This window comes from Staphylococcus sp. FSL W8-0304 (assembly GCF_038006565.1).
GTDB lineage: Bacteria > Bacillota > Bacilli > Staphylococcales > Staphylococcaceae > Staphylococcus > Staphylococcus epidermidis.
In genome coordinates, this window is record NZ_JBBOVL010000001.1 from 2,248,317 (window position 1) to 2,269,444 (window position 21,128).

Sequence of the window (21,128 nt, forward strand, 5' to 3'; positions counted from 1 at the left end):
TTTTATTGGTTTTCTATGTAAAATTCTCTTGGTTAGAACCCCATTGATTGAAAATTTATATAAAAATATTTTCTATTCACATCAACTATCACTGCTAATACGTAAAAAAACCTGAGACAATTATTTTGTCCCAGGCTTATCTTTTTATGACTTATCTATGGTGTCACCTTGCTAAAAATCTAATTTTTCATTTATTTTCGCATTGCGTTCTAGCATCTTATCATAGTACCCCTCGTAACGTGTCCACTCGTCTTCTGTAATAGGATCCATATTTAAGTTTGCCCCTAAATCTTTTAGTGCATATAATAATAAAAACATAACATCTTGCACTTTAATTTCTCTATTTAAAAGAGTTTCTAAAGATGCCATACATGAGGGATCTATGTCTGGATAGTGAAACTTAGTAGTCTGCCCTTTAAGTGCACGTTGATAAAACTGTTGCATCATTAATGCCCGTTCTGAGCCAGAACCTTCAATACATAAGTATATTTGCACTGCGATACCACCACGTACTCGTCGCTGAGAAATCCCGGCAAATTTCTTATCATTAATACTTAAATCAAATTTTCCTGGGCAATACGATTGCTCAATTTCTTTAGTATCGATACTAACATCTTCATCCTCAAACATTTTACTAATCAATAAATACATCACTGTAAAGGCTTCATCAATAGTCGTTTCGGTTTGTCCTTTAAAAATCAAAGATATATTTAATATTCCTTGATCTAATACGACACCCAAGCCACCAGAATTCCTAACAATCGCATTATATCCCTGTTCATCTGTAAGAAAACGAATACCATCACTTAAAAATGGTAAACGCGAATCATGAATGCCCAAAATCACGGTGTGTTGATGTATCCACGTTCGTACTACATTACAAGATAAGTCTTTACCAACGCTTTCGGAAAAAGTGTCATCAAACGCAAAAGATTGCATGGGCTCTAAACCACTTGAATGATCGACATAACGCCAGTTGATTTGATTAAAATATTTAGTTGCTAAGTCCATTATTGTAAGGCTTGAGCAGCTGTAATAATAGATAAGTTATAAACGTCTTCAGTTGAGCAACCACGAGATAAATCATTGACTGGAGAGTTTAATCCTTGTAGGACTGGTCCTACTGCATCGTATCCACCTAAACGTTGAGCAATCTTATAACCAATATTACCTGCTTCTAGACTAGGGAAAACAAATACATTCGCATCACCTTGAATTTTTGCACCAGGTGCTTTCTTCTCTGCTACGCTAGGAACAATAGCAGCGTCAAATTGGAATTCCCCATCAATAACTACATGCTCTAATTGATCCGCTTCAGCTTTTTCTTGAGCTAACTTCAATGCTTCTTGCACTTTAGTAACATCATCCGATTTAGCAGAACCTTTTGTAGAAAAGCTTAACATAGCTACTTTAGGGTTCATTCCAAAGCTTTGTGCTGATTTAGCACTCTCTACTGCAATTTCAGCAAGTCCTTGAGCATCTAATTCTGGATTAATAGCACAATCCCCAAAAATATATTGTTCATCACCTTTAATCATAAAGAAAATACCAGATGTTCTAGATACACCAGGTTTAGTTTTGATAATTTGTAATGCTGGTCTTACTGTATCTCCAGTAGAATGTGCAGCACCACTCACTAAACCTTCAGCCTTTCCAGTATACACAAGCATTGTTCCGAAATAATTTACATTATCTAATAATTCAACTGCTTGTTCTTTAGTTGCCTTACCTTTACGTCTTTCAACAAAAGCATCTACAAGCTCATCTTTAAGTTCACTCGTCGCTGGATCTATGATTTCAATTTGCGTTAAATCTAAAGCGTGTTTAGACGCAAGAGATTTAATATTATCTTCGTTTCCTAAAACGATAGGTGAAACATAGTCAGTTTTTTGTAGCTGAGTCGCAGCAATGAGCACTCGTTCATCTTCACCTTCAGGTAATACTATTTTTACATTTTTTCCGGATAATTTGTCTTGTAATACAGATAATAAATCAGCCATAATATCCTCCTTAATTCTCTCTTATAATAACGTTTACATAGTAAATTATACGTTATTTTTTATCAGAATTCCATTTCGCTTTTGTAAACATTTTTTTAGTAGTTAAATGAATGTTTGTGATAGAATTTGAAATGAATCCAATAAGAATTTTGAAAAAGGAGAGATTGATAATGAGTGAAGCAGCAGAAACTTTAGATGGTTGGTATAGCTTACATTTATTTTATGCAGTAGACTGGACAACTTTTCGTTTAATTGCTGAAGATGATCGTGAAGCAATGATTACTGAACTAGAAACATTTGTTAAAGATAAAGCAGTTGCTAGAGAATCACATCAAGGTGATCATGCAATTTATAACATTACAGGTCAAAAAGCGGACCTTTTACTATGGTTTTTACGTCCAGAGATGAAAGAGTTAAATCAAATTGAAAATGAGTTTAATAAATTACGTATCGCAGACTATCTCATTCCAACTTATTCCTATGTGTCAGTGATAGAATTAAGTAATTATTTAGCAGGCAAATCTGATGAAGATCCTTATGAAAATCCCCATGTTAAGGCACGATTATACCCTGAATTACCACATTCTGAATATATATGTTTCTATCCAATGGATAAACGACGCAATGAAACTTATAACTGGTACATGTTACCTATCGAAGACCGTAAAACTTTAATGTATAACCATGGGATGATAGGTCGTAAATATGCTGGTAAAATCAAACAGTTTATCACAGGTTCAGTAGGTTTTGATGACTACGAATGGGGTGTTACATTATTTTCAAATGATGTACTTCAATTCAAAAAAATTGTCTATGAAATGCGTTTTGATGAAACGACTGCTCGTTATGGCGAATTTGGTAGTTTCTATATTGGGCATATTTTAAACATCGAAGACTTCAAACAATTTTTTAGTATATAAGTTAAAGTGAAAAATTAACCCTACACACCAGAATCATAATTTACTGGTGTGTAGGGTTTTTAATATGTAGAAAAGATAATACCTTATCTTAAATTTAATGACTATAAAAATTTTAAGAGCCTGTACAATTAAGATGTACTAGGCTCTTATGTTGTAGTATCCTTGGGAGAACTTTAAATCACTACTACGTATATAGTTAACCTCATAGAATATACCGTCGCTACTCAATATATTCACTGTCATCGTTAACTAATATTATTTTAACCTTTTTGAAATATTTGAAACATTATATAAAGGTAAATGTACAACTATAAGGTTTTTTTAATATTTATTATAAAATTCATCTATATAATCATTATTTTATCTGCTTAACTCTATGAAAATGACTTTAAATGACAAGTTGCACGTCATGTAAACCTCAAGGGTTGTGGCGTTTTCCTAAAACCTTTACTATAATTATAATAATGATTTATTCTTAATTTTAAAAAAATTTGGTGATGAAATGAATAAGGATACAATTGAAACATCTCATGAAGCATTGATAAAAGATGTTGTTATGATTACTGCTCGTATATTACTAGAATCTGGAGCAGAAGGTACACGGGTAGAGGATACCATGGCACGTATTGCTACAAAATTGGGCTATCCTGAAAGCAATAGTTTCGTGACTAATACTGTAATTGAATTTGTTTTACATAACGAAGCATATCCTCGGTTATATAGGATTAAAACTCGAGATACGAACTTAATAAAAATTTCTCAAGCTAATGAAATCTCACGTCAAATTACAAATGGCACGATGACGCTTGAAGAAGCTAAGTATCAATTAGAGGAAATATATGTTGCTAAAAGAGATAGCAGTCTACCCTTCAAAGGAATTGCCGCAGCAATTATCGCTACGAGCTTCCTCTATCTACAGGGAGGTCGTCTGGTTGATATCATCACAGCTGTATTAGCTGGAACGATTGGATACTTAGTAGTAGAAATATTAGATCGAAAGCTACACGCACAATTTATTCCAGAATTTATAGGTTCTTTGGTAATAGGTATTATTTCTGTAATTGGACATGCATTTGTTCCTAGCGGAGATTTAGCTACAATTATCATTGCCGCGGTCATGCCTATTGTACCTGGAGTACTTATTACAAATGCTATTCAAGATTTATTCGGAGGACATATGTTAATGTTTACAACAAAATCTTTAGAAGCTTTAGTTACTGCCTTTGGTATAGGCGCTGGTGTAAGTTCAATATTAATTTTAGTCTAGGAGTGCACTCATATGTTTTGGATATTTAATTTTATATTTAGCTTTCTTGCTTCACTCTTTTTCTGTGTCATATTTGATGCCCCTAGGAAGTTGTATTTTGCTTGTGGCTTTGTCGGCGCTTGTGGATGGATGGTTTATACTGTATTATTTAACGGCTTTGAGCTCCATACGATTTACTCAAGCTTTTTCGGAAGTTTAGCGTTAGGTCTACTTAGTCATTACATGGCTCGTCGAAAAAAAGAGCCTGTAATTATTTTTATGGTTACAGGTATTATACCTCTAGTTCCAGGTGGACTTGCTTATGATGCCACTAAAAACTTAGTGTTATTACACTTTGGTAAGGCGATTAACACAATGCTTGAAGTGACATTAATAGCAGGTGCTATTGCTTTGGGTTTATTATTTGCTGATCAAATTTCTAAAATCGTTATTTCAGGTTTTGCGCGTACCAGAAAAGGATTGTAATATCAATAAACTCTTTCGCTAAAAATTAACGTTACTCTAACCAATTAAATTTATGGTTAAATGTTGTTGGAAAATATATGATAAATAAAAATCCCAAAATGAAATTCTAAAAAATTTCATTTTGGGATTTTATAATATTGTCACAAAATAACTTTTAAATTTATTTATTCGTTGAATTAGATTGACCAGGTTCATGAATCATCTCTAAAACTTCGTCTTCAGAATGATTTAAAATCAATCGACTCATTTCATCATTATTCATTTTCTTAAGTTTTGGCAAGCGAATGATAAAAAAGATTAATCCTATTACCAACCAAATTCCTAAAGCGATGTATGATGGTATCGAAAGTGCTGCAGGAGAACCTGGAATAAGCAATAAACATAAGAACACAAAGGATACAATCGATCCTATAATACCAAAAATTTTATAAACTGGTGCATACGTATTACTCTGTTTATTAAAACTAAATAATTTCGTAGCAGATAAACAAGTAATAAAATATGCAATTGAAACACCTGTAGATGACATATCTACAATCCATGTTAATGCCGTTCTACCTAACCAAGGAGCAATTAAAGATACAGCTACTAAGAAAATAATAGCGACATATGGTGTTTTATGTTTACTGTGTAATTTACTAAATACTGTTGGCATAATGCCAGAGCGCCCCATTGAAAATAGTAAGCGACTCGAACTCATTAAAAATCCATTTAATCCAGTAAAAATCCCCATAATAATTGCCACTGCTAATACTGCAAGGCCAATAAAACCGAATGCATCTTGAGTCACTGCACCGGTAAGCCATAAGTTACCATTTAAACTTGTTGCTTGTGTACCTAGCCAGCCTGTGTAAAGTAACATCACTACATAAGTGAGTGACGCAGCTAGTAAACTATAAACAATAAGTTTAAACGTCTTGTTAGGAGAAAAGTTAAATTCTTCAGCAGTTTGCGGTATATTATCAAACCCTACGTACGCCCATGGTGCAATAGAGACAATCATAATGATTGATTGAAACCATCCTTTATCTACACTTGCTAATGGCTCTAAATGACTCAAACTAAAGTGACTGCTAAAGAAAGAACCTATAAACATAAGTGCAACTACAAGGACCATTGCAACACAGAAGTAATATTGTAACGAACCAGACACACTGGCACCTCTAATAGTAATCAACATAAACACTATAAGTAGCACTGTTGCGATAACAATTTCAGTTATGTAAACATCCCAACCAGCTACTGTATATAACTTTCCGTTGTTCAAAACATTTGGTAATAAAAATTTAATCAACAAACTGAATGCTGTCGCATTTAACGCAACAACACAAACATAGCCAAATGTTAAAAACCATGAAGAGAAAAAGCTTACATATCTTCCAAAACTTAAAAAACTAAAAGCAAATGCGCCACCAGAAACAGGAAATTTTTCAACGAGTGCGCCATAACTTACAGCAATAAGAATCATCAATAACGCACCGATTACTATACCTATTGAAGAAGCAATAGGCCCTGATTGTTTAATCCAATCTCCTGGTAATATAAAAGCGCCCCATCCGATACACGAACCATATGCAATAGCCCATACAAATTTCTCGGAAAGATTCTGCTTAAGGTTACCTCTATCTACATTGTTATTTTTATTTTCCATAAATAAAACTCACCTCGAGAGTATAGTATACCCTAAAAGGTGAGTGAATTAACTCATGAACTTTTACCATTAAATTGTAAAGAACGTCATATTGTAACAAGATTGTATGAAGTGATTACCCTGCGAATTTAAGTGTAGCAATTACAAGAACAAGCCAACCAATTATAAATAGAACACCACCTATTGGCGTAATTGCACCTAAAATACGAACTTGTGTTAAGGCTAAGAAATACAAGGAACCACTGAAAAAGACAATACCAAAGAATAATAACCAACCAGCCCAATTTACATTAATTGATGTTGTACCACTTATTAAACCTATAACTAACAGACCTAATCCATGATACATTTGATAAGTTGTTGCTTTTTCCCATATTGACATGTATTTATCTGATAATTTACCTTCCAATCCATGTGCTCCAAATGCCCCAGTACCGACAGCCATCATTGCATTTAATGCACCTAAAATAATAAAAACTTTCATCATTTTGAATGTACTCCTTTATATTTAAAAATCAAAAATAGATTCACCATTACCAACATGATCATCTGTAATCATCATATTATTAGAAGTATGATGCTTTTTCATTGATTGTGGTACTTTACCACCCATTGCTTCTATTTCAGCTACAGTTACATCATGTTTTTGTGAAGTCTGTTGTTTCATCTCATAATCATCTTTTATATTACTATTCATTGGTTTAGAACGATTTAATTTCTCTATTGTTGAACGACTTTGATGAGAACTAACAAGAGATGTGAGCATGTGTATAGCATACATATGCTTTTCAAATTCAGTATCTGTCTGAGCTTCATCTGCTTGTACCAATTCTTGCTCAATCAATTGTAGAATCTGTTTTTTGTTCATTATTCTCACCTAACTTTCACACCACTGAACTGGTGTTTTTCCTTTAGATTTTAAATAATTATTTGTAGTTGAATAAGGTTTAGAACCAAAAAATCCTCTAAAAGCCGATAGTGGACTAGGATGTGGCGATTTAATAATTAAATGTTTAGATGTATCAATGAATCGTTCCTTTTGTTGAGCAGGTCTTCCCCAAAGAATAAAAACAACATGCTCACGATAATTAGAAACAGCTTGTATGATTTCATCCGTAAATGTTTCCCACCCAATATTTCGATGTGAATGTGCTTCACCTTGTCGAACAGTCAATACCGTATTTAATAACAAGACACCTTCTCTTGCCCAGTCTTGTAAATGGGGCGAAGTTCTATGACACCCTATATCATTTTCTAGTTCTTGATACATATTTCTTAAAGATGGTGGAAATTTAGCATGAGGTTGCACTGAAAATGCTAAACCATGTGCTTGATTAGGACCGTGATAAGGATCTTGTCCTAAAATAACAACCTTGATATCTTCAAAAGGCGTTAAATCAAATGCTTGATAGATATTTTTTTTATCTGGATAAACGATTTGAGTCGTATATTCTTTTTCTAAAAAGTCATGCATCGCCTGAAAATCATGGCGTGTTGTTATATCATGAAATACCTCTGACCATTTCATTCGTTTTCACCTCAAGCTACATTTTAACATATTCATATTGGAAAAATGACTGATTTTATAAGCATTAATTTTTGTAAACCTTTATATATTTTAGGTTTACAATCAATCTATTTTTAATTATATTACAATTACTATAGATAAATTTCAGTAGTTTGGAGTGTTATATATGTGTACGGCTATTTCTTTATATACAAAACAACGTTATCATTATTTAGCTAGAACGATGGACTTTGCATTTGAATTTAATGGTATCCCAACCATTGTTCCACGTCATTATCACTACCAATTTGATCTAGATTCAGACATGCGTCTTGAATATGGTTTTGTTGGAACAAATTTAAAAGTAGGACGTTATAGATTTGGTGATGGTATAAACGAAAAAGGTTTAGCTATTTCGAACCATTACTTCACTGGTGAAGCCTCATACAGTACCCATAAACGTTATGGTTATTTTAACTTAGCACCTGAGGAGTTTATTGTTTGGGTTTTAGGTTTTAATAAAAGTATTAGCGAATTAAAACAAAAGGTTAAGAAGATCAATATTATGAATGAAAAAAATACAACTTTGAATATCGTTCCTCCTTTACATTTCATGGTCACTGATGAAACAGGACATACCGTAGCCATAGAACCTCACAATGGCTTATTAATAGTTAAAGATAATTATGTTCATACCTTAACAAATGCGCCTAAATTAGATTGGCATCTATCTAACTTAAGAAATTATGCTTATTTAACACCACAGAAATCAACCAATCAATTAATAGGTAAAGTGCTAGTAAGATCAATGGGTTGTGAAGCAGGAACAAATGGCTTACCGGGTGGTTATACTTCAACAGAACGTTTTATACGGGCTACATATTTAAGACACCAACTACGCTGTTCCCATAATGAAGATGAAAATTTAATGAATTGTTTTAAAGTTCTAGAATCAGTCAGTATCCCTCAAGGTGCAGTTATCGATGCCAATAAAATACATTACACACAATATCAATTAGTGATGGAAAGTAAAGAAAGAAGCTATTATATTAAGCCATACTTTAGTAATCAAATTTTCAAAATAAAATTAACTGAAGATCTTTTAAGTAAGAATGAGTTGACATTCTTACCTATTAATCACGAATTAAAGATAACATCAATACAGTAACTAACGTATGATGATTGATTTTGAATTTTACAAAATATAATAATTTAGCGTACGCGATAAACATGATATGATAAAGACACTAGAAATTAATGGGAGTGAATGAATGATGGCTTTAAAAAAAGTATTAACGATAGCTGGTTCAGATACAAGTGCTGGTGCCGGTATGCAAGCAGATCTTAAAACGTTCCAAGAACTTGATGTATATGGAATGGTAGCTTTAACATCTATTGTGACAATGGATAAAGAAACATGGTCCCATGATGTAACACCCATTGATATGAATATCTTCGAAAAACAACTTGAAACAGCAATATCAATTGGACCTAATGCTATTAAAACAGGGATGTTAGGAACACAAGACATTATTAAACGTGCCGGAGATGTTTTTGTTGAATCTGGTGCAGACTATTTTGTAGTTGATCCAGTAATGGTTTGTAAAGGTGAAGACGAAGTACTTAATCCAGGAAACACAGAAGCAATGATTCAATATTTACTACCTAAAGCTACAGTAGTTACCCCGAATTTATTCGAAGCAGGTCAACTCTCTGGTTTAGGAAAATTAACATCAATTGAGGACATGAAAAAAGCTGCTCAAGTGATTTATGACAAAGGCACACCTCATGTCATTATTAAAGGTGGCAAAGCACTCGATCAAGATAAATCTTATGACTTGTACTATGATGGCCAACAATTTTATCAATTAACTACTGACATGTTCCAACAAAGTTATAATCATGGTGCAGGATGCACATTTGCTGCTGCCACAACAGCTTATCTTGCGAACGGTAAATCTCCAAAAGAAGCAATCATTGCTGCTAAAGCATTTGTAGCTTCAGCAATCAAAAATGGTTGGAAAATGAATGACTTTGTAGGACCTGTTGATCATGGTGCATATAACCGTATTGAACAGATTAACGTTGAAGTCACTGAGGTTTAAAAATACTAGATTGTATAAATACTAGTACATTTTAGCCCTAATTTATAGGCTCATTTAATTCCTACAAACTTTGTAATTATAATTAAATCAATATCTATATAGATGTGGAAAGCCTGGGACAAAAAGGTCCAAGATAAGTAAATAAAGACAATTTCTATTGAAATAATATAGGAATTGTCTTTTTTATAATTTTTTTGATAATTTTCAGCTCGTTGAGCTGTTACTTTTCTTATATTAAGCTACGATAATGTCTGAATTCATCGAATTCAGTATCGGGAATTGTTTCTGCAATATCATTTACATGTCGTGAAATATCATTTGTGGGGATATGAACTGAAGTTTCCATTAGTAGAGTATGTTGAGTCATGTTATAGTCTTTATACATAAAGCACCTCGTTAATTTTGTTTATTGGTATTTATTAAATTATACGAAAGGGCCTTATTTTTCAAAGTATTTTAATATAAATTTACATATAAACACAAAGTATTTTGGCGAAACTCTTGAGGGAACAGGACAAGCTGAAGACTACAGACTGAAGCTGTCACCTAAGAAAGCGAGCCAACAATACGAAGTATTTTAAATAAAGATGCCAGTAAATGAATTTATGAAAATCCATTTACTGGCTATTTTGCTAGGAATTATGTCCCAGCCTCTCTTCTCTTTCCTTTCAAACCGTAATAAACATTGTATACATATAAAGTCTTAGAAAGTAATCAGTTTATCGTCGTATGCAAATTTGATACTACAGACCCATGATTTCTTATGGTTTATCCTTTATTATTTAAAGTGTAGAGAGGCAAGGGAGGTATAAACAACATGATTATCTACAGAAGAAATATAGAAAATGGAACACCCGTTTATGAAATCATAACTAAAACTTTCAAGACAATTACTATAAAATGTGATGAAACTTTTAATAAGTATGAAATCTATCAATTGCTCTCTCTACTAGAGAATGACGTTGACAACATGCCGACAAGTTACTCATATCGTTAACGTTATTCTAGACATCTAGACATTGCATCAAACCTAATTGAGAATTAGCACTTTTGTCTTTCCAGACCCAAATAAAATGAGTTTTAAAGCATTTAGTCCCTTAATACGTTTAGCTTTAAAGACATTCTATCATCCCTAAATTAACACTCACCCTAACAAGTGAGAAACGCTAATGTTAGCCAAAACTTGTCCCCTTTTGTAGCTCGGAGAGAACCTTTGAGCATTGCTAACATTAGCGTTTTTATATGGACAAATAATCGTTCAACGATTTATAAATTTTAAAACTAAAACATTAGAATTTTTCTTTTTCCTGTCTTTCCTTTAACCACCATAATGCCTGTTCAGGATTTTTTTCATAATACTCTCTATCCTTTTCATTATCAACATTAGGGTAAGATCCTTTTAATGACTTACTTGCGGTACTTTTGTGCAATAATGCTATGACTATGAAACCTATTATACTTATTACTGTTAAATAATATGCTGGTGTTAATGGATTATTAGTAGTACTAACTAAATATGATGCTATCAATGGCGTAGTACCTCCAAGTAAAGAAACAGAAACATTAAAAGTAATAGCTAAGGCACGATAACGTACATGTGTATAAAACATCGTTGGAAGTGAACCAGGCATCGTTGCTTCGTAAGTTGATAAAAAGAAACCTAGTATTAATACACCTATTGATACAAAGAATAACGATTGTAATTGCATCAATGAGAAAGCCACAACACTTAATAATATTAATCCACCTAAACCGATAAGAAATACTTTTTTCTCCCCAATTCTATCGGCTATACGTCCAAACATTAGTGCCAATGGAATCATTATAACCATAATACAAGTAATCATGATACTAGTAGTTGTTCCATTTAATTTAATTACACCTTCTAAATATGATGGCAGATAAGCAGTAACCATGTAATTAGTAACATTAAAGAATGCTACTGCAACAAAACATACTATAATATCTTTATAGTAAAATCTAATTAAAGTAAATACCCCGATAGGCTCTCTTGTGGGATGCTTTTGTAATTCCCTTTGTTCGTTTTCATATATTGGTGATTCCTCTAATTTACGACGCAAATATAATCCAAAAAGACCTAGGAACATTCCCAATAAAAAAGGAATTCTCCATCCCCATGAATTCAGTTGTGTTTCAGTTAAAGAGATATTTAAAGCAAATACTAAAATTGACGCAGCTATATATCCTGATAATGTTCCAATTTCCAGTCCACAACCAAGAGAATTTCTTTTTCTATCTGGTGATGACTCAGCAACATAAACCATTGCTCCTGCATATTCTCCTCCAGTAGAAAATCCTTGTAGGACTCTAGCTAAAAGTAATAATATTGGCGCCCATACTCCTATTTCATTATATGTAGGCAAAACGCCTATTAATAGCGTGGAAAAGGCCATTAATATGATTGTTGTAGTTAATACTATTTTACGACCGTATTTATCTCCAATGATACCAAAAACAATACCACCTATAGGGCGTAATAAAAATGCTATAGCAAATGTAGCAAATGTAAAAACTAACTTTAGTTGATCATTATCAACTTGACTAAAAAAGTTTTTACTTATTATTACTGCTAAATATGAGTATAAACCAAAATCAAACCACTCCATAGCGTTACCTATTCCAGTGGCAATAACTGTTTTTTTGGCATTATTACCGTCAACCATTGTAATTTGGTTTTTATCAAACTCCAAAACAAAACACTCCTTCTATGAATATGGTAAGTAATTATAGAGTGTTCAGTTTAAATGTCAAACTTATTAAAAATACATTTTTTTGAAAATTAATTTTTATTCATTTTTCAGAATTCATTGTTTAGAGATGAAATAATTATTATTAGTTAAATATTTACTAAAATTTAACTTACAAGCTTTAACCTTTTCAACTTCTAGTAATTGTTAGTTTGATATCATCATACGTTTTAAAAACTATAATTTCATCATTTTCTTTTATTAAAAATTGTACTTCCTCATCTATATTTATTGGTTTTAAGTACTTAATTTTGTAATTCATCCAATTCACATTAAGTTCAGAAAATACTTTTTCACATATGAGTTGTCCCGGTACAATGGAACGATGGATCGGATTCTCATCATTAACTATAGTTAAATATTCATTCACCATTTCTATTGTAAATTTCATAATTTATCTTACCTCGATAAATATTTGTTTTATATACATACAATGTTTTTTATCTTTATTTATTTCGAGTCCATATGTATATTTAATGATATTTTTAATTAATTTTTGTGAAACCTTATGCAATGTCGCTTCATAGGTACAATCGACCTGAAGTTGTTGTTGTGTCTTAATGTGTGTCTCTTTTAATATGATAGGCTTCTTTGAAAAAGATTGAAATAACTCAAATTGTGGCCATAACTTGGCACACATAAGAGTAGGAACATAATGGTCATACTTTATATTAAGCAATTCACAATAATTTTGAACTTCTTCATTTGTAAATTGAACTTCTCTAATTTCCATACCATCTTTCAAATAAAGCTGCATTTCCTATTCCTCCACCTATTCCCATAGTTGCTACAGTTCTAAATTGATGTTTCATATAAAATAAACGTGTGACTAACGCTGCTCCACTTGCACCATATGGATGCCCTGTAGCAATTGCTCCACCCCAACAATTCAACTTATTCAAAGGTATGTTAAGTTGTTGTTGGCTAGCAATAACTTGAGAGCTAAATGCTTCATTTAATTCTACTGCATTTATATCATTTATAGTTAATCGTTCCCGAGCTAATAATTGATTTACTGCTGGCACTGGACCCACTCCTAAATACTGAGGTTGAACACCTACAGTAGCACTATTTACAAACTTAATCCCTTCGGTGAATCCTAATTGACGTGCCCGATTTTCTTCCATAACAATCAGTAATACTGCACCATCATTTTTCATACAACTGTTTCCTACTGTGACTGTTCCTTCATTTAAAAGCGGTTTAAGTCTGCCAAGTGTTTTGAGAGTGAGTTGAGGTTTAATACTTTCATCTTGATTAAAACATTCACCTTTCACTTTGAACGGTAAAATTTCTTGGGAAATATTACCGTTATTCATGTTTTTTGATGCCAACTGATGACTGCGATAAGCAAAGTCATCTTGTTCATTTCTACTGATGTGATATTTTTTCGCTACATTTTCAGCGGCTTCAATCATTGAAGGGTCTTCTCCTTCTCTTGCAAAAGGCGCCCGTTCAAAAAATTGTGGAAACTCAGATTCATAAACTGACTGCGGGCGTTTGATTTTCCAAGGAGCTCTACTAGTACTCTCAACACCACCTGCAATATATATTGTTCCAGCACCACTTTGTACCATCCTACAAGCTTGTATAACAGCTTCAAGACCTGAACCACATTGACGATCAATTGTTATACCAGGTATTTTAAAATCTAATCCTGCTTCGAGTAATGATTTTCTAGCTAAATTACCACCATTACCTACCGTATTACCTAAAATGACGTCATCCAAAAGAGACATTACTTTTGGATACTGATCTGTAAAATGATTAAATAAAGGTTCTAGTAATGATTCAGGTTCTAAATGCTTCAATCGGCCACCATACTTACCGAAGGCTATACGTTTTGCTGCAATAATAACAGGTTGCTTCATTTTTATAACTCTCCATTAATAAATTTATTTTTCATCTCTTTTCTAGCAATCTTTCCCGATTCTGTGTATATCATATGGTCAATTTTCTTTAATTTTGATGGAACTTCTTGTCTTGAAAGCTGTTTCATTAAAAAAGATTTAATTTGTCGGTAATTCAATTGTACTTTACCTGAATAAAGTAATATCGCTATTTCTCCAAATTTAGCATGTGGTATACCGATGACAAGCGCCTCATCAATGCCTTCAATATCCATAATTAAGCTTTCAATAGCTGTTGGATATACATTGATTCCCCCAACTATAATACGGTCACTCTCTCTACCTACTAAAAACAAATGTTGATTTTTAATATAAGCGAAGTCACCTGTTTTAATCCATGACCCCTCTTGATTGCTCTGTCCCACATAACCACTAAACACCATTTCACTTCTAACGGCTAATAATCCTACTGCATCATCATCTTGATTTAATAATCGCGTTTCGACATGAGGGAAAAGTTTACCTACAGAATGAGCAGGAGATGATTGGTTAAAATTGTAGCTTATAAAACTTGCTTCAGATGTCCCAAAAAATTCTATTAAATTTGCTTGTGGATATAAAGTGCTGATTTGTTGAAACTGTTGCAATGTAAGTTTAGCACCACTACTCAAAATACTTTTAATCGATGAACAATGTCGTTGGGTTGAAATAAGTTGTTGTACCATCGTTGGCACTACAAATATTGCTGTCGCTTTGTTCAATTGATTAATAAGACGCATAAGAGATAGTGGATTAAAATTTTTTTGACCTATAAATGTTTTTCCAGTACTTAATGCATAAATACATGCGTACAATGAAAGTGAATGTGATAAAGGACCCGGTGCTACAATGGTTTCTTCACAATGCTGGAGTAATTTCTCATTTTCCTTAAAAGAAACTATCCAAGAATGTTCATTTCTATAAAACGCTTTGGGTAAACCTGTAGTTCCTGACGTGAAACCTATATGTATAACATTACGTGGGATCACCTCATCATTATAAATTGAGTCATCATGATTTAAGGTAAGATGATTATCTTTAATTAACCATTGTATGTCATAACTTTTTACAAGTTGATGTATCCTTTCATTACTCCATTGATGATTAAAAATGCAAGGAATTCCACCTCTTTGATGTACCGCAAAATAGTTAATAATATTATTTACAGGATGGTCATCCATTAGACCTACTTTTTCGTTTAATTTTACTTCTTTATAGCGCATACTAGCCTGATAAATTTCTTTACTTAATTCTCCATACGTTAGATGTCGATCTTCAAATACTAAAGCTAATCGATGCGGGTATTGATTAATATAATGCTGTAAATATTCCATTATTTTTTTCATCTTCATCACCATTTGTAAACACTCTATATAATTATGTTTACATTATACTTGCTTCATAGTTTTAAAAAAAGAGTAGGATAAAATTCCTCATGAATGATTATCCTACCATTGAGAATATTATAAAATTGTTAAAAATTCTTCTGGATTATTAACAACATAATGAGGATTTTCATACAACAATTCGTGTGCAGATTGCGCTCCCCATGTGACAGCACATGTTTGCACATGAGCTTGATTCGCACTCTTGATATCTTGTGCTGTGTCCCCTATATACACAGTTTTACCTATCATTAAATGATGTTTCTGTATCAAATTTTGAATCGTTTCACAAAGAAGTTTGTCTTCATTTTTAATACAGACACCTAATGAATCAGTTATAAAACGACTTAATCCAAGATAATCTAAATACCTTTGCGTTGTTAGTGTATCTTTATTAGATAGTACAAATATTTTTTTCTTTTGGTTATGTAAAAACTGTAATGCTTCACTTATTCCGGTATATTCTTTTGATTGATGTATTTCATCGTTGCTAAAACAACGATGGTATTCATCTATTAATTTTTCTATTTGATAAAAAGACAGTTCGTGTGAAGCTAACGCTTTAAAATTGTTATATAAATTTAAATGATATGTATGTAAAATAGCTTGTTCTGTAGGTTCATCTAAATTTAATCTTTTAAAAGCGCTTTGTATAGCTTTAACATGACACGTTGTTGTATCAATTAGCGTTCCATCAAAATCAAAAATATAACTATCAAAATTCATGATGTTCACCTCATAGTTTAAGTTATATTATAAATATACACTTAAAGGAGTAATGTTGCACCATATATTAAAAAGCACCTTTGTCTAATCATAGACAAAAGTGCTTATCTCTCATTTTAGTTATTCTAAATTAGCATGATTCTCTTGCATTGCTTTTTCACTAATGTGAAATGCATCCATTAAAGGTAATACAATACTATCTAAGAATATAAGTGAGGCCTGTTCAAATAAACTACCAAGTGGTTGCTTTGAACCTTCAACATCATGTTTAGTACCTGCAGGCAATTCAACAACTGTCTCTGCAAGATTACCGATTGGCGAATCCGCATTTGTAGTTAATAAGACAATTTTTGCACCGACAGATTGTGCTTTTTCAGCTAATAATCTTAGATGTTCTGTAGAACCTGAACCTGAAATAATAATAAACAAATCATGTTCTTTAATTGAAGGTGTTGTTGACTCACCTACAACGTAGGCATTTTTACCTAATTGATTTAAGCGCATTGCAAAACTATTTGAAACAAAACCTGAACGACCTTTACCAGCTGTAAATATGCGATCTGCACCTATAACATCATTAGCAAAACGTTCGTATTCTGTATTATCTACTTGGGATAAAGTAGCATCTAACTCTTCAAGAATAAGACGATAATTATTAAATTCACTCATCTTATTTACCTTCAATAGCTGCTCGACATTGTTTTGCTGCTTCTACAGGATCGTCAGCATTCGCAATACCGCCACCAACAATAACTAAATCTGGATCTTCTGCAACAATATCTTTGATAGTATCTGGTTTAATACCACCTGCTACTGCAACCTTAGAATTTTTGATAACAGATTTAACTGTACGCAAGCTATCTAATGGAGATTTTCCTTCTGCTTGTAAGTCGTAACCTGTATGAACTGCGATATAGTCTGCACCCATCTCATCTAGTTCTTTAGCACGTTGCTCTAAGTTTTGCACTGCTATCATATCAACAAGCAATGCTTTTCCATGTTTATGCGCTTCTTCAACTGCTGCTTTAATTGAAGCATCTTCAGCAACACCTAAAATTGTAACAATATCTGCACCATATTTTACTGCTTGGCTTACTTCGTAATCTGCTGCATCCATAATTTTCAAGTCAGCTAATACTTTAGCATTATTAATATTTTCATTTAAATGTTGAACTGCAGGTAAGCCTTCGTTAATTACAATTGGTGTACCGATTTCAACAATATCTACATATTCTTCAACTTTTTGAGCTAATTTTGCTGCTTCTTCTTTATTTAATAAATCAATGGCTAATTGTAGTTCCAATGAAATTCATCCTTTCATTTTGAGAAATTCTCTTTTGCTTATAGTTTTATACCCTTCACTAAACTTATTAAACACATAAAATATTTTGTATATAAAAACTACTATATAAACTACTAAATAATTATAAACAATCTGGTGCTGCATCATCATCTACATAAACTTCAACATTAGGATGTGTGTGTAAAATGGTCGCAGGTACATCTTCGGTAACCTGTTCATTTAACAGTTTACTTATGGCCTCTTTTTTCTTTGGACCAAATGCAAGTAGTATAATCCTTTTAGCTTTTAAAATACTTGCTAATCCCATTGAAACTGCTTGTCTAGGAACATCCGCTTCATTGTCAAAATATCGACTATTTGCTTTTATAGTGCTTTCTGTTAAGTTCACCACATGTGTTTCACTATTGAAGTCTGTTCCTGGTTCATTAAATCCAATGTGACCATTTTCTCCAATTCCTAAAATTTGAATATCAATCGGACCTCTTTCATCTAATAATTTGTTATATCGTTCCGCTTCTGCTTCTAGATTTTCTGAATAGCCATCAGGAATATGAATGTGATTTTTAGCAAAATGAGGATATTGCTCAAATAGCACTTTATTCATATAGGTATGGTAACTTTGCTGATGACTTGCTTTTAAACCTACATATTCATCTAAATTAAATGTTTCAACCTGCGACACATCAGCTTTATTTTTGGTTAATAAATTTACTAAGTAATGATATACGTCAGTCATAGTTCCACCAGTTGCTAAACCGAGTTTGGTATGAGGGTACTGCTGTATCTGTTTAAACAACTCGCATGCTACATAAAATGACGCAAGTTTTTTTGAATCTAAATTAATCATTTTCAATATCAAACACCTCTAATTTCAATATGGCAATGAGTGATGACTTACGCCTTACTCTTTTGTATCTCTTAATTTATAATGTAACAAATGCTTAAGATTTTAAACATATTAACGCTCTATACGTAGTATTCAAAGTTTTTTCTTGAATTTTTCCTAATTAAATCGAGCATTCGTGTACAAATATACATAGCTTTCTAGTAAAATAGATAGATAAACGAGTTTGCTGGTAAATAATATGTTTATCGGTAGTCCGTCAGTAACATATTATTTAGTTTAAGGGAGTGAACGTGTTGGAACCAATTAAAGAACAAGAAGTGCTAGATTTATTAACTTCTTACGCAAATCAGCCTGTTTACCTACACGTTGAAACAACAAATGGTGCTTATGCAAATCATTTCGATCAACGTGTATTTAACGCTGGAACATTTTTAAGAAATATTGTCGTGACTTTTGAACATGCACAACTTAAAGGCGGCGATAAAGATCCATATCGTGTAGGTCTTAAATTAAAAGATGGTGGCTGGGTTTACGTGCAAGGACTTACGCACTATGAAGTTAATAAGAACAACGAATTTTTAATTGTAGGTTTTAATTATGAAGGACAATTGGCTGCTACAATAGAAATAAGTAAACAGCCATTTACTATATAAAGGAGGTTGCTAATCATGACTGATGAAAGACACGTACTTGTGATTTTCCCTCATCCTGATGATGAAACCTTTTCGTCTGCTGGAACTATCGCAAGTTACATTGAAAAAGGTATTCCTGTCACATATGCATGTCTCACCCTAGGACAAATGGGACGTAATCTAGGTAACCCTCCTTTTGCAACAAGAGAATCTTTACCACTTATACGTGAACGTGAGTTAGAAGAAGCATGCAAAGCAATTGGGATTACAGATTTAAGGAAAATGGGGTTAAGAGATAAAACTGTTGAATTTGAACCTTACGATCAAATGGATCAAATGATTCAATCACTTATTGACGAAACAAATCCATCATTAATTATTTCGTTCTATCCTAAATTTGCAGTCCACCCTGATCACGAAGCAACTGCAGAAGCTGTAGTACGTACAGTTGGGCGCATGCATGTATCAGATCGCCCACGTCTTACACTTGTAGCGTTTAGCAATGATGCACCGGAAATTCTTGGAGAACCTGATATTCAAAATGACATATCGCAATATAGTGATATAAAACTCAAAGCTTTCGAAGCGCATGCTTCACAAACAGGACCATTTTTAAAACAACTTGCTAGTCCCGAAATAGATGGTCAAGCACAAAGTTTCTTAAAAATAGAGCCATTTTGGACATATCACTTTGAATCTTAAATGGAGGTAAAACATGACAGAATTTGACTTATCCACTAGAGAGGGTCGTTGGAAACATTTCGGTTCTGTTGACCCTGTCAAAGGTACGAAACCAACTACTAAAAATGAAATGACCGATTTACAAAGCACTCACAAAAATTTCTTATTTGAAATAGAGGAAGTAGGCATTAAAAATTTAACTTATCCAGTTTTAATTGATCAGTATCAAACAGCTGGTTTATTTAGTTTTTCAACGAGTTTAAATAAAAATGAAAAAGGCATTAATATGAGTCGCATATTAGAAAGCGTTGAAAAACATTATGATAATGGCATTGAACTTGAATTTAACACACTACATCAATTGTTGCGTACGCTACAAGATAAGATGAATCAAAATGCTGCAGGTGTTGATGTGTCAGGTAAATGGTTCTTTGATCGTTATAGTCCTGTTACACATATTAAAGCTGTAGGTCATGCAGATGTTACTTATGGTTTAGCTATTGAAAATCATACCGTTACACGTAAAGAATTAACTATTCAAGCCAAAGTAACAACACTATGTCCTTGCTCAAAAGAAATTAGTGAATATTCTGCACATAATCAACGTGGTATCGTTACAGTTAAAGCATATTTAGATAAAAATAATGACGTCATCGATGATTATAAAAATAAAATTTTAGACGCTATGGAAGCCAACGCTAGTTCTATCTTATATCCAATCTTAAAACGTCCTGATGAAAAACGAGTAACAGAACGTGCTTATGAAAACCCACGATTTGTTGAAGATTTAATTCGACTAATTGCAGCAGACTTAGTTGAATTTGATTGGATTGAAGGGTTCGATATTGAATGTCGTAATGAAGAGTCTATCCACCAGCATGATGCTTTCGCACGTCTGAAATATCGCAAATAAAATATCGATTTTCAATTACAATGCCAGTTGTATTTTTATTTTATAAGATACAACTGGCATGTTTTTTTA

At 32.7% G+C, this 21,128-nt stretch carries 25 protein-coding genes; 9 read left to right on the plus strand and 16 right to left on the minus strand.

Features of this window, described 5'->3' with window-relative positions; translation table 11 throughout:
• Positions 1–171 precede the first annotated feature (171 nt).
• Both NST35_RS10685 and pta read right to left on the minus strand, forming a co-directional pair.
• Positions 172–1,011 carry a lipoate--protein ligase family protein gene (locus NST35_RS10685; RefSeq protein WP_002445773.1) on the minus strand — a complete coding sequence of 280 codons (840 nt, stop codon included), beginning with the start codon at positions 1,009–1,011 and terminating at the stop codon, positions 172–174.
• Positions 1,011–2,000 (minus strand): phosphate acetyltransferase, encoded by a 990-nt coding sequence (gene pta, locus NST35_RS10690; RefSeq protein WP_002445772.1) that lies wholly within the window; start codon positions 1,998–2,000, stop codon positions 1,011–1,013. The genes NST35_RS10685 and pta overlap by 1 nt, the downstream gene beginning before the upstream one ends.
• Positions 2,001–2,170: 170 nt before the next feature.
• Between pta and hemQ the strand changes: the two genes are divergently transcribed.
• From hemQ to NST35_RS10705, 3 genes are all read left to right on the plus strand, one after another.
• Positions 2,171–2,920: a hydrogen peroxide-dependent heme synthase gene (gene hemQ / locus NST35_RS10695; protein ID WP_002458373.1), complete on the plus strand. Its 750-nt coding sequence runs from the start codon at positions 2,171–2,173 to the stop codon at positions 2,918–2,920.
• A gap of 502 nt (positions 2,921–3,422) precedes the next feature.
• Entirely contained in the window at positions 3,423–4,187 is a 765-nt protein-coding gene (locus tag NST35_RS10700) for a threonine/serine exporter family protein (protein ID WP_002456858.1), read from the plus strand.
• Between the two features lie 12 nt (positions 4,188–4,199).
• On the plus strand, positions 4,200–4,652 hold the full coding sequence (locus NST35_RS10705; protein WP_002456857.1) for a threonine/serine exporter family protein: 453 nt from the start codon (positions 4,200–4,202) through the stop codon (positions 4,650–4,652).
• A 160-nt stretch (positions 4,653–4,812) separates the two neighbouring features.
• On the opposite strand, the gene NST35_RS10710 is transcribed toward NST35_RS10705, so the two are convergent.
• The 4 genes from NST35_RS10710 to NST35_RS10725 all read right to left on the minus strand — a co-directional run bounded on the left by NST35_RS10710 (position 4,813) and on the right by NST35_RS10725 (position 7,831).
• Positions 4,813–6,303: an APC family permease gene (locus NST35_RS10710; protein WP_002445768.1), complete on the minus strand. Its 1,491-nt coding sequence runs from the start codon at positions 6,301–6,303 to the stop codon at positions 4,813–4,815.
• A gap of 115 nt (positions 6,304–6,418) precedes the next feature.
• Positions 6,419–6,787 (minus strand): DUF423 domain-containing protein, encoded by a 369-nt coding sequence (locus NST35_RS10715; RefSeq protein WP_002458376.1) that lies wholly within the window; start codon positions 6,785–6,787, stop codon positions 6,419–6,421.
• 24 nt (positions 6,788–6,811) lie between these two features.
• Positions 6,812–7,171: a DUF5327 family protein gene (locus NST35_RS10720; protein ID WP_002458377.1), complete on the minus strand. Its 360-nt coding sequence runs from the start codon at positions 7,169–7,171 to the stop codon at positions 6,812–6,814.
• A 9-nt stretch (positions 7,172–7,180) separates the two neighbouring features.
• Positions 7,181–7,831 (minus strand): uracil-DNA glycosylase, encoded by a 651-nt coding sequence (locus tag NST35_RS10725; RefSeq protein ID WP_002445765.1) that lies wholly within the window; start codon positions 7,829–7,831, stop codon positions 7,181–7,183.
• A gap of 166 nt (positions 7,832–7,997) precedes the next feature.
• Between NST35_RS10725 and NST35_RS10730 the strand changes: the two genes are divergently transcribed.
• Positions 7,998–8,978, plus strand: coding sequence for a choloylglycine hydrolase family protein (locus tag NST35_RS10730; RefSeq protein WP_002458378.1), 981 nt, complete (start codon positions 7,998–8,000; stop codon positions 8,976–8,978).
• 106 nt (positions 8,979–9,084) lie between these two features.
• Positions 9,085–9,915: a bifunctional hydroxymethylpyrimidine kinase/phosphomethylpyrimidine kinase gene (gene thiD, locus NST35_RS10735; RefSeq protein WP_032603372.1), complete on the plus strand. Its 831-nt coding sequence runs from the start codon at positions 9,085–9,087 to the stop codon at positions 9,913–9,915.
• Positions 9,916–10,144: 229 nt separating this feature from the next.
• Here thiD and NST35_RS10740 read toward each other — a convergent pair whose 3' ends face one another.
• Complete coding sequence (locus NST35_RS10740) at positions 10,145–10,282, minus strand: hypothetical protein (protein ID WP_162152155.1); 138 nt, start codon at positions 10,280–10,282, stop codon at positions 10,145–10,147.
• Positions 10,283–10,732: 450 nt separating this feature from the next.
• Here NST35_RS10740 and vraX point away from each other — a divergent pair, with 450 nt between their 5' ends.
• Positions 10,733–10,912, plus strand: coding sequence for a C1q-binding complement inhibitor VraX (vraX, locus tag NST35_RS10745; protein ID WP_002445763.1), 180 nt, complete (start codon positions 10,733–10,735; stop codon positions 10,910–10,912).
• 292 nt (positions 10,913–11,204) lie between these two features.
• Here the strand turns inward: vraX and NST35_RS10750 are convergent, their stop codons facing one another.
• The 9 genes from NST35_RS10750 to nagB form a co-directional block, all read right to left on the minus strand.
• On the minus strand, positions 11,205–12,626 hold the full coding sequence (locus tag NST35_RS10750; protein WP_002486092.1) for an MFS transporter: 1,422 nt from the start codon (positions 12,624–12,626) through the stop codon (positions 11,205–11,207).
• Between the two features lie 187 nt (positions 12,627–12,813).
• A complete protein-coding gene (locus NST35_RS10755) occupies positions 12,814–13,074 on the minus strand; it encodes a hypothetical protein (protein WP_002445761.1) in 261 nt (86 codons plus the stop codon).
• 3 nt (positions 13,075–13,077) lie between these two features.
• A complete protein-coding gene (locus NST35_RS10760; RefSeq protein WP_002475544.1) occupies positions 13,078–13,440 on the minus strand; it encodes a protein VraC in 363 nt (120 codons plus the stop codon).
• Positions 13,406–14,554, minus strand: coding sequence for an acetyl-CoA C-acyltransferase (locus tag NST35_RS10765; protein WP_002445760.1), 1,149 nt, complete (start codon positions 14,552–14,554; stop codon positions 13,406–13,408). Before NST35_RS10765 ends, NST35_RS10760 begins: the two co-directional genes overlap by 35 nt.
• A gap of 2 nt (positions 14,555–14,556) precedes the next feature.
• A complete protein-coding gene (locus NST35_RS10770; protein ID WP_002475604.1) occupies positions 14,557–15,930 on the minus strand; it encodes a long-chain fatty acid--CoA ligase in 1,374 nt (457 codons plus the stop codon).
• A 105-nt stretch (positions 15,931–16,035) separates the two neighbouring features.
• Complete coding sequence (locus tag NST35_RS10775) at positions 16,036–16,683, minus strand: HAD family hydrolase (protein ID WP_002475566.1); 648 nt, start codon at positions 16,681–16,683, stop codon at positions 16,036–16,038.
• 120 nt (positions 16,684–16,803) lie between these two features.
• On the minus strand, positions 16,804–17,352 hold the full coding sequence (hxlB, locus tag NST35_RS10780) for a 6-phospho-3-hexuloisomerase (RefSeq protein WP_002475501.1): 549 nt from the start codon (positions 17,350–17,352) through the stop codon (positions 16,804–16,806).
• A gap of 1 nt (position 17,353) precedes the next feature.
• Positions 17,354–17,986 carry a 3-hexulose-6-phosphate synthase gene (gene hxlA / locus NST35_RS10785; RefSeq protein ID WP_001832167.1) on the minus strand — a complete coding sequence of 211 codons (633 nt, stop codon included), beginning with the start codon at positions 17,984–17,986 and terminating at the stop codon, positions 17,354–17,356.
• A gap of 121 nt (positions 17,987–18,107) precedes the next feature.
• Positions 18,108–18,839, minus strand: a complete 732-nt coding sequence (gene nagB, locus NST35_RS10790; protein ID WP_002475564.1) for a glucosamine-6-phosphate deaminase — start codon at positions 18,837–18,839, stop codon at positions 18,108–18,110.
• A 284-nt stretch (positions 18,840–19,123) separates the two neighbouring features.
• On the opposite strand from nagB, the gene NST35_RS10795 reads away from it, so the two are divergent.
• Genes NST35_RS10795 through folE2 form a run of 3 tightly spaced genes read left to right on the plus strand, consistent with a single transcriptional unit; the run spans position 19,124 to position 21,059 of the window.
• Positions 19,124–19,486 carry a YojF family protein gene (locus tag NST35_RS10795; RefSeq protein ID WP_010959127.1) on the plus strand — a complete coding sequence of 121 codons (363 nt, stop codon included), beginning with the start codon at positions 19,124–19,126 and terminating at the stop codon, positions 19,484–19,486.
• A 15-nt stretch (positions 19,487–19,501) separates the two neighbouring features.
• A complete protein-coding gene (gene bshB2 / locus NST35_RS10800) occupies positions 19,502–20,167 on the plus strand; it encodes a bacillithiol biosynthesis deacetylase BshB2 (RefSeq protein ID WP_002445754.1) in 666 nt (221 codons plus the stop codon).
• A gap of 13 nt (positions 20,168–20,180) precedes the next feature.
• On the plus strand, positions 20,181–21,059 hold the full coding sequence (gene folE2, locus NST35_RS10805) for a GTP cyclohydrolase FolE2 (RefSeq protein WP_002445753.1): 879 nt from the start codon (positions 20,181–20,183) through the stop codon (positions 21,057–21,059).
• The last annotated feature ends 69 nt before the right edge of the window (positions 21,060–21,128 follow it).

Bases quoted from the DNA above. Each gene is read 5' to 3' on its own strand.
- NST35_RS10725 (WP_002445765.1), bottom strand. From the start codon at position 7,831: ATGAAATGGTCAGAGGTATTTCATGATATAACAACACGCCATGATTTT.
- NST35_RS10765 (WP_002445760.1), bottom strand. From the start codon at position 14,554: ATGAAGCAACCTGTTATTATTGCAGCAAAACGTATAGCCTTCGGTAAG.
- NST35_RS10705 (WP_002456857.1), top strand. From the start codon at position 4,200: ATGTTTTGGATATTTAATTTTATATTTAGCTTTCTTGCTTCACTCTTT.
- folE2 (WP_002445753.1), top strand. From the start codon at position 20,181: ATGACAGAATTTGACTTATCCACTAGAGAGGGTCGTTGGAAACATTTC.
- hxlB (WP_002475501.1), bottom strand. From the start codon at position 17,352: ATGAGTGAATTTAATAATTATCGTCTTATTCTTGAAGAGTTAGATGCT.
- thiD (WP_032603372.1), top strand. From the start codon at position 9,085: ATGGCTTTAAAAAAAGTATTAACGATAGCTGGTTCAGATACAAGTGCT.
- bshB2 (WP_002445754.1), top strand. From the start codon at position 19,502: ATGACTGATGAAAGACACGTACTTGTGATTTTCCCTCATCCTGATGAT.
- NST35_RS10720 (WP_002458377.1), bottom strand. From the start codon at position 7,171: ATGAACAAAAAACAGATTCTACAATTGATTGAGCAAGAATTGGTACAA.
- NST35_RS10715 (WP_002458376.1), bottom strand. From the start codon at position 6,787: ATGAAAGTTTTTATTATTTTAGGTGCATTAAATGCAATGATGGCTGTC.
- NST35_RS10685 (WP_002445773.1), bottom strand. From the start codon at position 1,011: ATGGACTTAGCAACTAAATATTTTAATCAAATCAACTGGCGTTATGTC.
- vraX (WP_002445763.1), top strand. From the start codon at position 10,733: ATGATTATCTACAGAAGAAATATAGAAAATGGAACACCCGTTTATGAA.
- NST35_RS10730 (WP_002458378.1), top strand. From the start codon at position 7,998: ATGTGTACGGCTATTTCTTTATATACAAAACAACGTTATCATTATTTA.
- NST35_RS10775 (WP_002475566.1), bottom strand. From the start codon at position 16,683: ATGAATTTTGATAGTTATATTTTTGATTTTGATGGAACGCTAATTGAT.
- NST35_RS10770 (WP_002475604.1), bottom strand. From the start codon at position 15,930: ATGGTGATGAAGATGAAAAAAATAATGGAATATTTACAGCATTATATT.
- hemQ (WP_002458373.1), top strand. From the start codon at position 2,171: ATGAGTGAAGCAGCAGAAACTTTAGATGGTTGGTATAGCTTACATTTA.
- NST35_RS10700 (WP_002456858.1), top strand. From the start codon at position 3,423: ATGAATAAGGATACAATTGAAACATCTCATGAAGCATTGATAAAAGAT.
- NST35_RS10740 (WP_162152155.1), bottom strand. From the start codon at position 10,282: ATGACTCAACATACTCTACTAATGGAAACTTCAGTTCATATCCCCACA.
- NST35_RS10710 (WP_002445768.1), bottom strand. From the start codon at position 6,303: ATGGAAAATAAAAATAACAATGTAGATAGAGGTAACCTTAAGCAGAAT.
- NST35_RS10760 (WP_002475544.1), bottom strand. From the start codon at position 13,440: ATGCAGCTTTATTTGAAAGATGGTATGGAAATTAGAGAAGTTCAATTT.
- pta (WP_002445772.1), bottom strand. From the start codon at position 2,000: ATGGCTGATTTATTATCTGTATTACAAGACAAATTATCCGGAAAAAAT.
- NST35_RS10755 (WP_002445761.1), bottom strand. From the start codon at position 13,074: ATGAAATTTACAATAGAAATGGTGAATGAATATTTAACTATAGTTAAT.